The organism is Klebsiella sp. RIT-PI-d, from assembly GCF_001187865.1.
Taxonomy (GTDB): Bacteria; Pseudomonadota; Gammaproteobacteria; order Enterobacterales; family Enterobacteriaceae; genus Superficieibacter.
Genome location: NZ_LGIT01000009.1, coordinates 797,422 through 811,500 on the forward strand (window position 1 = coordinate 797,422; position 14,079 = coordinate 811,500).

Annotated in this window: 11 protein-coding genes; 8 read left to right on the forward strand and 3 right to left on the reverse strand. The window is 51.6% G+C overall.

Features of this window, described 5'->3' with window-relative positions; translation table 11 throughout:
* Nucleotides 1-58: 58 nt before the first annotated feature.
* Entirely contained in the window at nt 59-3,505 is a 3,447-nt protein-coding gene (gene mfd / locus AC791_RS10275) for a transcription-repair coupling factor (RefSeq protein ID WP_049840352.1), read from the reverse strand.
* Between the two features lie 262 nt (nt 3,506-3,767).
* Between mfd and lolC the strand changes: the two genes are divergently transcribed.
* From lolC to cobB, 5 genes are read left to right on the forward strand one after another with little or no spacing between them, the layout of a single operon-like run.
* Nucleotides 3,768-4,967: a lipoprotein-releasing ABC transporter permease subunit LolC gene (gene lolC / locus AC791_RS10280; RefSeq protein ID WP_049840353.1), complete on the forward strand. Its 1,200-nt coding sequence runs from the start codon at nt 3,768-3,770 to the stop codon at nt 4,965-4,967.
* The gene (lolD, locus tag AC791_RS10285) at nt 4,960-5,661 is read left to right on the forward strand and encodes a lipoprotein-releasing ABC transporter ATP-binding protein LolD (RefSeq protein WP_049840354.1); all 702 of its coding nucleotides are present in this window, start codon (nt 4,960-4,962) and stop codon (nt 5,659-5,661) included. Before lolC ends, lolD begins: the two co-directional genes overlap by 8 nt.
* Nucleotides 5,661-6,905: a lipoprotein-releasing ABC transporter permease subunit LolE gene (lolE, locus tag AC791_RS10290; RefSeq protein WP_049840355.1), complete on the forward strand. Its 1,245-nt coding sequence runs from the start codon at nt 5,661-5,663 to the stop codon at nt 6,903-6,905. Before lolD ends, lolE begins: the two co-directional genes overlap by 1 nt.
* A gap of 17 nt (nt 6,906-6,922) precedes the next feature.
* Nucleotides 6,923-7,846 (forward strand): N-acetylglucosamine kinase, encoded by a 924-nt coding sequence (gene nagK, locus AC791_RS10295; protein WP_049840356.1) that lies wholly within the window; start codon nt 6,923-6,925, stop codon nt 7,844-7,846.
* A gap of 2 nt (nt 7,847-7,848) precedes the next feature.
* The gene (gene cobB / locus AC791_RS10300; RefSeq protein ID WP_072094329.1) at nt 7,849-8,667 is read left to right on the forward strand and encodes a Sir2 family NAD+-dependent deacetylase; all 819 of its coding nucleotides are present in this window, start codon (nt 7,849-7,851) and stop codon (nt 8,665-8,667) included.
* A gap of 39 nt (nt 8,668-8,706) precedes the next feature.
* Here the strand turns inward: cobB and potD are convergent, their stop codons facing one another.
* Both potD and potC read right to left on the reverse strand, forming a co-directional pair.
* Nucleotides 8,707-9,753: a spermidine/putrescine ABC transporter substrate-binding protein PotD gene (potD, locus tag AC791_RS10305; RefSeq protein ID WP_049840358.1), complete on the reverse strand. Its 1,047-nt coding sequence runs from the start codon at nt 9,751-9,753 to the stop codon at nt 8,707-8,709.
* Nucleotide 9,754: 1 nt separating this feature from the next.
* Nucleotides 9,755-10,534 (reverse strand): spermidine/putrescine ABC transporter permease PotC, encoded by a 780-nt coding sequence (potC, locus tag AC791_RS10310; RefSeq protein ID WP_049840359.1) that lies wholly within the window; start codon nt 10,532-10,534, stop codon nt 9,755-9,757.
* Nucleotides 10,535-11,094: 560 nt separating this feature from the next.
* Here potC and AC791_RS10315 point away from each other — a divergent pair.
* From AC791_RS10315 to AC791_RS10325, 3 genes are all read left to right on the forward strand, one after another.
* The gene (locus tag AC791_RS10315) at nt 11,095-11,916 is read left to right on the forward strand and encodes a polysaccharide deacetylase family protein (protein ID WP_049840360.1); all 822 of its coding nucleotides are present in this window, start codon (nt 11,095-11,097) and stop codon (nt 11,914-11,916) included.
* A gap of 3 nt (nt 11,917-11,919) precedes the next feature.
* Entirely contained in the window at nt 11,920-13,014 is a 1,095-nt protein-coding gene (locus AC791_RS10320) for a glycosyltransferase family 4 protein (protein ID WP_049840361.1), read from the forward strand.
* Between the two features lie 74 nt (nt 13,015-13,088).
* Nucleotides 13,089-13,976, forward strand: coding sequence for a VirK/YbjX family protein (locus AC791_RS10325; RefSeq protein ID WP_049841591.1), 888 nt, complete (start codon nt 13,089-13,091; stop codon nt 13,974-13,976).
* The last annotated feature ends 103 nt before the right edge of the window (nt 13,977-14,079 follow it).

Consider the following 14,079-nt stretch of genomic DNA (forward strand, 5'->3'; position numbering starts at 1 on the left):
GCCCCACGATGATTATCGTGGGGCTTTTTTTATTCCTGCAATATCAGAAAGAGCAGGCTCAGGCGACAGCGTTCTCTTCAAGCTGGCGCATAAACTGGCTAACCCATTCCATGCGCGTTTTACGCTCGCTCAAATCGCGCATAAATTTAAGCCGGGTGGGGCCATCAAGGCGGAAATGCTGGGGCTCTTTTTGCAGCAGGCCAATTAGCCAGGCCGGGTTGATATGATTATTTTCGGCAAATTCAATGGTGCCGCCTTTTTCATTACCTTCCAGTTTTTTGATCCCAAGCTTGTGGGCCTGCTGGCGTAATCGGGCGATGTCCAGCAGAGTTCGCGCCGCATCGGGTAACAGACCGAAACGGTCAATCAGTTCTACCTTGATTTCCTCCAGCGCATTTTCGTCTTTTGCGCTCGCAATACGCTTATAGAATGACAAGCGCGTATTCACGTCAGGAATGAAATCATCCGGCAGCAGTGACGGCATTCGCAACTCAACGTCGGTTTGCTGATTGGTAAGATCTTCAAGCGACGGCTCGCGTCCGGCTTTCAGCGCATCGACAGCGTTTTCCAGCAGATCCATATACAGCGAGAAGCCCACGGTTTCCATTTGTCCGCTCTGATCTTCTCCAAGCAGTTCACCTGCACCGCGGATCTCAAGATCGTGGGTGGCCAACGCGAAACCTGCCCCCAAATCCTCCAGCGAGGCGATGGCTTCCAGACGTTTTTGCGCATCGGTGGTCATCGCTTTCGGGTGCGGCGTCATTAGCCAGGCATAGGCCTGATGGTGCGAACGGCCAACACGGCCGCGTAACTGGTGAAGCTGCGCCAGACCAAAATGATCTGCCCGTTCGATAATTATCGTGTTGGCGGTAGGAATATCGATACCGGTCTCAATAATGGTGGTACAGACCAGGACGTTAAAGCGCTGGTGGTGAAAATCATTCATTACCCGTTCCAGCTCACGCTCGCGCATTTGACCGTGGCCGATGGCGACACGCGCCTCAGGCACCAGTTCTGCCAGGCGTTCTGCGGCTTTCTGGATATTCTCGACGTCATTGAACAAGTAGTAAACCTGCCCACCGCGCAGCACTTCACGCAGGATCGCCTCACGGATAACCAGATTGTCATACTCCCGCACGAAGGTTTTGACGGCCAGGCGGCGCGCGGGCGGAGTGGCGATAATCGATAAATCACGCATCCCACTCATCGCCATGTTAAGCGTACGCGGGATCGGCGTTGCGGTAAGCGTCAGAATATCGACGTCGGCGCGCATCGCTTTGATACGCTCCTTATGCCGCACGCCGAAGCGATGTTCTTCATCAACAATCAGCAGCCCGAGGTCGCGTAATTTAACGTCCGGCTGAAGAAGTTTGTGCGTGCCGATCAGGATATCAATTTTACCCTCGGCTACCTGCTCAAGAATGTGCGCCTGCTCTTTCGCGCTGCGAAAGCGTGACAGCATTTCGATGCGCACCGGCCAGCTGGCGAAGCGGTCACGGAAGTTATCGAAGTGCTGCTGGGCGAGCAGGGTAGTAGGCACCAGCACGGCGACCTGCTTATTGTTCTCGATAGCGAGAAACGCGGCGCGCATGGCGACTTCAGTTTTACCGAAACCCACATCGCCACAAACCAGACGATCCATTGCCAGTGGCTGGCACATATCGCTTAATACCGCATTAATAGCCAGGGCCTGATCGGGGGTGGTTTCAAACGGGAAGCTGTCGCAAAAAAGCTGGTATTGCTCGCGATTATGCCTGAAAGCAAAACCCGTTTTTGCCGCGCGCTGCGCGTAGATATCCAGCAGCTCGGCCGCCACATCGCGCACGCGCTCGGCGGCTTTTTGCCGGGCGCGGGTCCATGCATCGCTTCCAAGCTTATGCAGCGGCGCATTTTCTTCTGCTCCACCGGCATAGCGGCTGATCAGGTGCAGAGAAGAAACCGGAACATATAATTTGGCATCGTTGGCGTAGGTCAGCATCAGGTATTCACCTTTAATGCCGCCCGCTTCAAGCGTTGTCATGCCTGCATAGCGGCCCACGCCGTGCTCAAGATGCACCACCGGCTGGCCGGTATGCAGTTCAGCCAGGTTGCGGATCAGCGTGTCCGGATTGATGGTGCGACGGTTATCCTGACGGCGACGCGCAACGCGCTCGCCGAGCAAATCGCTTTCACAAATCAGCGCCCGCTGACGCAGGGTATCGATATACCCGTGCTCGGCTGCGCCAATCATAATATAACGTCCGCTCTCAGCGGCTTCATCGAGTCGCAGAATGCGCGTTGGCGAAAGCTTAATACGCGCCAGCAGTTCACCGAGCGCTTCGCGGCGGCCTTCACTTTCAACGGAAAAAATCACCGGACCGTCGAAGGATTCGAGGAACTTGCGCAGGTTATCCAGCGGCGATTTATTCTGTGCCTGTACCGACAGATCGGGCAGGGTTTGATAGCCGAGATTGGTAAATGCGGCTTTATCCGCCAGCGAGTCGGTCTTTAACTGCACTCGCGGCCAGCGTTTTAATTCACCGAGTAGCTCATCGGTGCGCATCCACAATAACTCTGGCGGCAGCAGCGGACGCATCGGGTCCACCCCTCGATTTTCGAAGCGGGCGTGGGCATCGGTCTGAAAGCGAACGGCGCTGCTCTCAATATCGCCGGTATTGACGATAAGCGTATTAGCCGGGAAATAGCTGAATAGCGGTGACAGCGGCTCGCTAAAAAAGAGCGGCTGCCAGTACTCAATACCGGTGGGCAGCGTGCCTTTGCTTACCTGCTGGTAGATATGTTCGGCATCGCGTTTAACGTCAAACTTATCGCGCCACTGGCTGCGGAACAGTTCAATCGCCGCTTTATCCGTTGGAAATTCGTGCGCCGGCAGGAGATTAATGGCCTCAACCTCTTCCAGAGTACGCTGAGTATCCGCATCAAAAAGGCGCAGGCTGTCAATCTCGTCATCAAAGAAGTCAAGGCGGTAGGGCTGCGCACTACCCATTGGATAGAGATCCAGCAGCGCGCCGCGCGTCGCATACTCGCCGTGCTCCATAACCTGATCGACATGGCGATAGCCTGCGGCATCCAGCTGCGCCCGTAATGCATCGCGGGAAAGCCGCTGGCCTTTTTTCATCACCAGCGCGTGGCCGTGCAGGTAGCTGTGCGGGCAGACACGCTGCATCAGGGTGCTGACCGGCAGGATCAGGACGCCGCGCTGCATGGTGGGAAGCTGATAGAGCACCGACAAACGCGAGGAGATGATCTCCTGATGCGGTGAAAAACTATCGTAAGGCAGGGTTTCCCAGTCGGCAAGATTCATGACCAGGTTATCGGTGAACTGGGAAATCTCGTCGTGCAGACGCAGCGCGTTTTGCATGTCAGGTGCCACCAGCACCACCGGCCCTGCGTGGCGTTCGGCGATCCCGGCGATCTCTGTCGCGCAGGCCGCACCGGTCAACTCTCCCAGTTGACGTTGATCGCCTGCTTTAACAGGCAAGGAATAACGATGTTGTTCAGGCATAGTTCGTGTCGCGGTCTCTGATAGGTGTGCCCAGAAGATATGGGGTCAACTCGCTGATTCTCAATGCAGATTATTATCCGCGTTCAATTTACATTAGCAAAGGGTATAGCACTCTGCATCAGTACAAATGAATGAATAATAGCAAATTGATTTATCTGATATTTTTGAATGTCTGATGACGTACTGTTACGGTTTCCCTCATTTACGCTGTGCGCTTTCGCTTATATACTTCCTCCTCTGCCACAGCAACCAGACGGATTACATGTATCAACCTGTCGCACTATTTATCGGCCTGCGCTACATGCGTGGGCGCGCAGCGGACCGCTTCGGTCGCTTTGTCTCATGGCTTTCGACTATCGGCATCACGCTTGGCGTCATGGCGCTGGTGACGGTGCTTTCGGTGATGAACGGCTTTGAACGTGAGCTGCAAAACAACATTCTGGGGCTGATGCCGCAGGCCATTCTCTCTTCTTCCCAGGGGTCGCTTAATCCGCAAAAAATACCTGAAAAGGCGGTTACGCTTCAGGGCGTCAATCGCGTTGCGCCAATCACAACCGGTGACGTGGTCCTTCAAAGCGCGCGTAGCGTTGCCGTCGGCGTGATGTTGGGTATTGATCCGGCACAAAACGATCCGCTTTCACGCTATTTAGTCAATGTGAAGCAAACCGATCTCCAGCCGGGCGCGTATAACGTCATTCTTGGTGAGCAGCTGGCGGGGCAGCTGGGCGTTAACCGGGGGGATTCACTCCGTGTGATGGTGCCATCGGCCAGCCAGTTTACGCCGATGGGCCGTATTCCCAGCCAGCGCTTATTTAAGGTGATTGGCACCTTTGCCGCCAACAGCGAAGTTGACGGCTACCAGATGCTGGTCAATATCCAGGATGCGTCGCGCCTGATGCGCTACCCCGCAGGTAATATTACCGGCTGGCGGTTGTGGCTTGATGCGCCTTTACAGGTCGACACCCTCAGTCAGCAGCCGCTTCCACAAGGCACTCAGTGGCAGGACTGGCGCGAGCGCAAAGGTGAGCTGTTCCAGGCTGTACGCATGGAAAAGAACATGATGGGGCTGCTGTTGAGCCTCATCGTCGCCGTCGCTGCTTTTAACATCATTACATCACTGGGATTGATGGTGATGGAGAAGCAGGGTGAAGTAGCTATTCTGCAAACGCAGGGCCTGACGCCGCGCCAAATTATGGCGGTGTTTATGGTGCAGGGGGCAAGCGCCGGGATTATCGGCGCGCTGCTGGGCGCGGCTTTGGGCACGCTACTTGCCAGTCAGCTTGATAATTTAATGCCGATCATCGGTGCTTTCCTTGACGGTGCCGCGCTTCCGGTGGCCATTGAACCGCTACAAATCGTCGTTATAGCCCTGGTCGCAATGGCGATTGCGCTATTGTCCACGCTTTATCCTTCATGGCGCGCTGCCGCCACTCAACCCGCTGAGGCTTTACGTTATGAATAAGATCCTGTTGCAATGCGACAACCTGTGCAAACGCTATCAGGAAGGCAGTGTGCAAACTGATGTCCTGCACAATGTCAGCTTCAGCGTGGGAGAGGGCGAGACGATGGCGATTGTTGGTACCTCGGGTTCCGGTAAAAGTACGCTATTGCACCTGCTTGGCGGCCTGGACACCCCAACCTCCGGCGATGTGATTTTTAGCGGCCAGTCGATGAGTAAACTTTCCTCGGCGGCCAAAGCGGATCTGCGCAACCAGAATCTGGGTTTTATCTATCAGTTTCACCATTTGCTCCCCGATTTTTCCGCCCTGGAAAATGTGGCGATGCCGCTGTTGATCGGCAAGAAAAAACCGGCTGAAATTAACCAGCGCGCGCGGGATATGCTGAAGGCGGTAGGGCTGGATCATCGTGCCAGCCATCGCCCCTCCGAGCTTTCAGGCGGCGAGCGCCAGCGCGTGGCGATTGCCCGTGCCCTGGTCAATAACCCCCGGCTGGTGCTGGCGGATGAGCCAACCGGTAACCTTGATGCGCGCAATGCCGACAGTATTTTCAAACTGCTCGGCGAGCTGAACCAGTCGCAGGGAACGGCCTTTCTGGTGGTGACGCATGACCTGCAGCTGGCGCGCCGGATGTCCCGCCAGATGGAGATGCGCGATGGCCATCTGAGTGCAGAACTGAGCCTGATGGGAGCACAGTAATGGCCTCGCCTTTATCGCTTCTTATTGGGCTGCGTTTTAGCCGTGGCCGCCGTCGCAGCGGCATGGTGTCGCTTATTTCGATTATCTCTACCATCGGTATTGCTCTGGGTGTTGCCGTGCTTATTATCGGGCTGAGCGCGATGAACGGCTTCGAACGTGAATTAAATAACCGGATTTTAGCCGTGGTTCCGCACGGGCAGATCGAACCGGTTAATCAACCGTGGAACGGCTGGCAGGACAAGCTGGGTAAAATCGAGAAAGTCCCCGGTATTGTGGCCGCAGCGCCATATGTGGACTTCACCGGTCTGGTGGAAAGCGGGGCCAACATCCGGGCCATTCAGGTTAAAGGCGTTGACCCGCAGCAGGAAAGCCAGCTTAGCGCATTGCCTCACTATGTTCAGGGCAACGCATGGGCAAACTTTAAGGCGGGTGAACAGCAAATCATTATCGGCAAAGGTGTCGCCGACGCGCTTAAAGTCAAACAGGGGGATTCAGTATCCATTATGATCCCCAACGCCAGCACCGATCATAAATTGCTTCAGCCGAAACGCATCCGGCTTCAGGTGGTTGGCATTTTGCAGCTGAGCGGCCAGCTCGATCATAGCTTTGCCATGGTGCCAATGCAGGATGCCCAGCAGTATCTGGACATGGGTAGCAGCGTGACCGGGATTGCGCTTAAGGTAAACGACGTTTTTAATGCCCAGGCGCTGGTGCGTTCAGCAGGCGAAGTGACGGACGACTACGTTTATATCAAAAGCTGGGTCGGCACCTACGGTTATATGTACCGTGATATCCAGATGATCCGTGCCATTATGTATCTGGCCATGATTCTGGTGATTGGCGTGGCCTGCTTTAACATTGTCTCCACGCTGGTAATGGCAGTGAAAGACAAGAGCAGCGACATCGCAGTGCTGCGTACGCTCGGGGCGAAAGATGGCCTTATCCGCGCCATTTTTGTCTGGTACGGTTTGCTTGCCGGGCTGCTGGGCAGCGTTATCGGGGTTATTATTGGCGTTATTGGCGCGCTGCAATTAACCGCGATTATCGCGTGGATTGAAAAACTAATAGGCCATCAGTTCCTGTCAGGAGATATCTATTTTATCGATTTCCTGCCTTCAGAATTACACTGGCTGGACGTACTGTATGTGCTGGTGACGGCATTGTTGCTGAGCCTGCTGGCAAGCTGGTATCCGGCGCGACGTGCCAGTAACATTGATCCTGCAAGGGTATTAAGCGGGCAATAATTTAACAAGGAGTGGCGATGTATTACGGATTTGATATCGGTGGCAGTAAGATTGCGCTTGGCGTATTTGATACTGAGCGACGTCTGCAATGGGAAAAGCGAATCGCCACCCCACGAGAAAGTTATACAGCATTTTTACAGGCGGTTACCGATCTGGTGGCCGAGGCCGATGCGCGTTTTGACTGTATTGGCTCGGTCGGCATCGGGATCCCGGGTATGCCGGAAACCGATGACGGCACGTTGTATGCCGCCAATGTGCCGGCCGCCAGCGGTAAGCCGCTGCGCGCCGATCTTAGCCGTCTGCTGGACCGCGATGTGCGTCTGGATAATGACGCCAACTGCTTTGCCCTCTCTGAAGCCTGGGATGAGGAATTTATTCAGTATCCGCTGGTGATGGGGCTTATCCTCGGTACCGGGGTCGGCGGCGGGCTGGTGATTAACGGTAAAGCCATTACCGGGCGCAGCTACATTACCGGTGAGTTCGGCCATATACGTCTGCCGGTAGATGCATTTACCCTGATGGGCTTTGATTTTCCACTGCGACGCTGCGGCTGTGGTCAGCTCGGCTGCATTGAAAATTATCTTTCGGGCCGCGGTTTTGCCTGGCTCTATCAACATTATTACCATCAGACGCTGAGTGCCGAAGAGATCGTGACGTTGTGGCAGCAGGGCGATGAAAGGGCGCGTCTGCATGTTGAGCGCTATCTTGATCTGCTGGCGGTGTGCCTTGGCAATATTCTGACCATTGTTGATCCCAATTTAGTGGTGATTGGCGGTGGATTGTCTAACTTTAGTGCTATAGCTGAAGGACTCGCGGCGCGGTTACCGCGTCATCTATTACCGGTTGCCAGCGTGCCGCGCATTGCGCGCGCGCGGCACGGTGATGCAGGAGGAATGCGCGGCGCGGCGTTCCTTCATCTTACTGATTCTCCACAGAGGTAATTATGCACACGCGCCGTCTACTCCGATTAAGCCGTTTTCGCCGTAATAAACGCCGACTTCATGAACGTCTGCGTCAACGCATTTTCTTCAGAGACAGGGTGCCAGGAGAGATGGAAAAACCAAGAGTTGTGGTGCTGACCGGGGCCGGTATTTCAGCCGAGTCAGGTATTCGCACTTTCCGTGCGGCGGATGGCTTATGGGAAGAGCATCGGGTAGAAGACGTAGCCACGCCAGAAGGGTTCGCTCGCGATCCGGCGCTGGTGCAGGCATTCTATAATGCCCGACGCCAGCAGCTTCAGCAAAATGACATCATGCCTAATGCGGCGCATCTGGCGCTGGCCAGGCTTGAAGAAGCCCTTGGCGATCGTTTTCTGCTGGTCACTCAAAACATCGACAACCTGCATGAACGTGCGGGTAATCACCACATCATTCATATGCACGGTGAACTGCTCAAGGTTCGTTGCTCATGGAGCGGTCAGGTACTGGAGTGGACCGGTGATGTGACACCTGACGATAAGTGTCACTGCTGCCAGTTTCCTGCGCCGCTGCGTCCGCACGTTGTGTGGTTCGGCGAAATGCCGCTTGGCATGGATGAAATTTACAACGCGCTGGCGATGGCCGACATTTTTATCGCTATCGGCACCTCCGGGCATGTTTATCCCGCTGCGGGTTTCGTTCATGAAGCGCGGCTTCACGGGGCGCACACCGTGGAGTTGAATCTCGAACAGAGCCAGGTTGGCAGCGAGTTCGAAGAGAAACATTATGGCCTGGCCAGTGAAGTGGTACCGGCCTTTGTTGAGAAGTTGATTAAAGGTCTGTAAGTCAGTTCAGGCGGAGCATCACGCTCCGCCTGCTGGCAACTAGCGTCCTGCTTTCAGCTTCTGATAATACTGCTCATAAATCGCACTGGCATCACCTACGTCATTCTGCCATTCACCTTTACTGATGGTTTCAGCATCCGGATACAGTGATTTGTCACCGGCAACCTCCGGGCTTAACAGCTTACGTGCCGCCAGGTTTGGCGTTGGGTAACCAATGGTTTCAGCAACTTCTTTCGCGACATCCGGACGCAGCAGGAAGTTAATCAGTTTCAGCGCACCTTCTTTATTTTTCGCATTTGCCGGGATCGCGAGGCTATCCATCCAGAAAATACCGCCCTCTTTTGGCCACACAATCTGTAATGGGGTGCCTGCCTGACGGGCAACGAACGCCGAGCCGTTCCAGACCATGCCCAGGTTCACTTCACCTTCCATATACGGATTAGCCGGGTTATCTGAGTTAAAGGCGGCTACGTTAGGCATCAGCTTTTGCAGCTCCCTATACGCGGCTTCAATTTCCTTTGGATCGGTAGTATTACCGGAATAGCCCAGTTTACGCAGGGCGATCTGGAAGACTTCACGAGCATCATCGGTCAGTAGCAGGCTGCTTTTATATTCCGGTTTCCATAAATCGGCCCAGCTGGTCACGCTTTTAGGGTCGATTTCGTCGCTATTAACACCAATTGCCGTTGCGCCCCAGATGTAGGGAATGGAGTAATCGTTACCTGGATCGAAAGGTTTATTAAGCACCTCAGGATCGAGGTTTTTAAAGTTGCTTAATTGCGACTTGTCGATCTTCTGGATCATGCCTTCTTTACGCATTTTATCGACAAAATAGGTGGAAGGGACCACCAGGTCGTACGCGCCGTCTTTATACGTTTTAAGCTTGGCATACATGGTTTCGTTCGATTCATAGGTCGAATAGATAACTTTGATGCCGGTCTCTTTAGTGAACTGTTCCAGCAAGCCTGGCGGAACATATTCGGTCCAGTTATAAAAATACAGCGTTTTGCTATCATCGGCGTGGGCGGCGCTCATGCCGAAGGCCAGTGCGCCCGCAGCCAGCAGGTGGCGTGACCATTTCATCATCTTAACGTCCCCTTGTTTTATCACGTGCAATAAGCTGGCTGGCAATCACCATAACCAGCGATAGGATCAGTAAAATTGTTGCCAGCGCGTTCACCTCGGGCGATACGCCAACTTTTACCATCGAATAAATCTTCAGCGGCAGAATTTCATATGCCGGACCGGTCACAAATGATGACACCACGACATCATCCATTGACAAGGTAAAACTAAGCAGCCAGCCGGCGGCAACCGCAGGCATCGCCAGCGGGAGAATAATTTTGCGCAGGATCGTCATTTCGCTGGCGCCCAGATCTTTTGCCGCTTCCAGCATACGCACATCAAACCCTTTGAGGCGCGAATAGACCGTCACCACCACAAAGGGCAGGCAAAAGGTTATATGCGAAAACAGCAGCGACCAGAAGCCCAGCTCAATCCCCAGTACCATAAACAGCACCAGCAGCGAAATAGCCATCACGATATCGGGCGACATCATGACCACAAACAGCATACCGCTTACGAACGGCTTACCGCGAAAGCGATAGCGATAAAGCGCCACGGCGGTTAATGAGCCAATCAGCGTTGCCAGCGTTGCCGAGAACACTGCCATAGTCAGCGAGTGCCGGGCTGCCTGGAGCAGGCTGTCATTATTCATCAGCAGGCTATACCACTTAGTCGTAAAGCCCTGCCAGTTAATGCCAAAACGCGAACTGTTAAACGAGTTTACGATCAGGATGATGATCGGAATATAAAGATAAGCATAGATGGCAGTCATAAAACTGCCGCGCAGCAGTCGGCCGATCATATCAGCGCCCCTTTTTTATTCAAAAGACGTTTATGATTCAGGATGCTGAAAAATAACAATTTTTTACCCTCTCCAAAACCCCTCCGTAGCGTATCCACGAAACCGGACACTGAATATGCAGTATCAGAATGACAGGCCGCGCATTTTACATCATTTTTTCAGCTAATCGGGAACTGAAAGGCTTTTTTATCCGCCTGGCGCTATCCCGTTTTGTGCCGGTAAAGCGTTGTCGCAAGCAGAACAGAAGGAATCCTGTGGTCAGCCAGCGTTTTTAACTCACCGCCCGGTACCGGGTAGCATTGTGTAGTAACACCCTGCGGCTTACCCATATTGGCGATGATTACCCCCCTTATTATTATACTAAATTATTAATTTAGTGTTAATTATAATACTCATTATCGTTAACTTTTTTATTTGGGATGTGATTTTTAAAAGGTGCGCATAATAAACGAGAATCGTATGTCGTTTAACAAGCGTATAAAGTTCGTGTCGTAGGATAAGACGCATAAGGTATCTTTCATGGTATTTCACTCATATTCACAAACGATAAGAAAAAGATAATGTTGAATGCACGGCATATACCCATTTTAATGTATCACCATGTAAGTCAGTATCCGGGGCTGGTTACGCTGTCACCTAAAACATTTCGTGAACAGATGCAATGGCTAGCGCAAAATAACTGGAAAACATTGACGTCTGAAGATGTGGAGCTTTTTTACGAAGGGGGAAGATTACCCCGTAAGAGCGTGATGTTGACGTTTGATGATGGCTATTTAGATAACTGGCTTCAGGTCTATCCCGTGCTGAAAGAGTTTAATCTGCGGGCGCATATTTTTTTGATTACTGGTCTTATTGGTGATGGACCTTCTCGTATTTCTCAGGACCGAGAATATTCTCATCGGGATTGTGAGGAGCTGATTGCTCAGGGGCATGCGGATGATGTCATGATGCGCTGGTCGGAAGTCAATGAGATGCGAGAATCGGGACTGGTAGAATTTCATGTTCATACGCACAGCCATACCCGTTGGGATAAAGTATTAACGTCCCGGGAGGAGCAGTGTCAACGTCTCAGGGACGATATTCAGCAAAGTAAGAGATGTCTGGCGGAAAAAACAGGTATTAGCGATAAACATCTGTGCTGGCCCGAAGGTTATTACAACGCAGATTATATAGAAGTCGCCAAAGAACTGGGTTTTACTTACCTGTATACCACAGAAAGAAGAATGAACTGTCCGGCAAACGGCACTTTACGGCTGGGACGGATCAGTACGAAAGAGCGGGAACATTCCGCGTGGCTAAAACGACGGCTTTTCTACTATACAACGCCCGTTTTTTCTTCTCTGCTTGCCCTGCACAAGGGGCCTCGACTAATTGATGATTAAAGTATGAAGCTAAATATATTATTCACTGAGTCCTCACCTAATATTGGTGGGCAGGAGTTACAGGCCTTAGCACAAATGGATGCACTGCAAAAGAAAAGCCACTCCGTTTTATTAGCCTGTAGGGAAAAAAGTAAAATAGCGGCAGAAGCAGCGAAGCGAGGAATAAAGGTTATCTTTATCCCGTTCAGAAATAGTTTTCATATACCTTCGATATTAAAGTTACTTTGGGTTAGTGACCACTTTAATCCCGACCTTGTTATTTGTCATAGCGGGCATGACAGTAATATTGTTGGTTTAGCCCGGCTATTTCACTGGGGATCCAGGTTCAGTATTATCAGACAAAAAACGTACCTGACCAGTAAAACCAAAAAATTATCATTAAATTACTTATGCGATCAGGTCATCGTTCCTGGAAACGCGATGAAAAAACATCTGATTGAGAGTGGGATCCGAACCCGCGTCACGGTTGTGCCGCCCGGTTTTGATTTTCATCAGCTTCATGAAGACGCGCGTAGCCCGGTACCGGCTCATATACAGGACTGGTTAGCCTCTGTAGGGGATGTTCCGGTTATCGTCCAGATTGGCATGCTACGCCCCGAAAAGGGACATGAATTCATGTTGAACGTTCTTCACCGCCTGAAGCAGGAAGGCCGCAAATTTTGCTGGCTGATTGTCGGCGGAGGGTGTCATGAAAGTGTGAAGCGCTTGCAGTCTCTGATCAATGCGTTGGGAATGCAGGATGAGGTCTTAATTGCGGGTAACGTTTTTCCGGTGTATTCGATTTATGAGATTGCCGACCTGCTCGTGATGCCCTCGGAAAATGAATCGTTTGGTATGGCGGTTGCGGAAGCATCGGTATTTTCTGTTCCTGTGCTTGCCAGTCAGGTCGGAGGGCTTCCGGATATTATTCAGAATAACCGGACCGGCACACTATTACCCGGAGGGGATGCATCGGCCTGGGTAAAGGCGATAAATAGATTTTTGGATTGCCCTGAACATTTCTGTCAAATGGCACGTCAGGCAAAAAAAGATGTGGAAGAACGTTTCGATATTAACAGAACAGCTTTAAGCATTCCTGGCTTAAAAAACAGCAAATAAAAATTTCAAAAGTATTAACTCTGGAGCATGTTGTGAATTATTTATCATTTACTGGTTTTCTGAAAAATGTTGTCATGGGTCGCGACCTGCACGGTAAATGGCAGCACAGAAAATTTCGGATGATGTATCTTTTGAGATGTATGGTGAATCCTGTTGCCAGCATTCGCTATTATTATGGATTACATTCATTAAAATCGCTGGATACGATCCTGGAAATGCAGCCCACGTTACCTGCAAAAATCCATCGTCCTTATTTGCATAAGGGAGGAAGGGCCTGGACTCGCGGGCAAAATATTATTGGGCACTACCGTTTTGTTCAGAGTTTACCTGGGGAGTTTCAGTCGTTTTTACTTCCGCGTAAAAGTATGCCGCTGACTCAATTTGTTGGCAAGCATGGTGAAGTTTTTCATATCGATTGTTCTTCCTGCAATTTCGATCGTGAAGGCGAATTAATGTTGTCACTTTACTGCGATAATGTACCGTTAGCCCGGCTGTCATTTTCGGTTACCCCGACTAAAAAAGGCTATTGTGCGTTTATTGGCGGTTTACAGGGCGCACCAAAAAATATCGGTCCTGAAGTTATTCGCGATGCAACGAAAGCATGTTATGGGCTATTTCCTAAGCGTATAATTTTTGAGACGCTTTGTTCCTTGATGGACAATTGTGGCGTAACGGATATTCTGGCGGTCAGTGAACACAGCCATGTGTTCCGACAACTACGATATCGCTATCAAAAACGTAAAACCTTTGTCGCGATATACAGTGAATTTTGGGAATCGGTAGCGGGTCGCCCGTACGGTAACTGGTATCGTTTACCGGTTCATACCGAGCGGAAATCGCTGGATGAAATTGCCAGTAAAAAACGCTCGGAATACCGTAAACGCTATGCTTTGCTGGAGCATATTCAGGAAGAAATTACCTCTCTTTTTCATGAAAAGAGAACTGAAATAGTATTAAACTGACCAGGAAATAAAGCGACAGCGGATACCGACACTTTTGTACTGCTACACGACGTACTCCAGCGCTGTCATTTTATGGATGTCTGTCGCAGGCTGGCATTCTTTT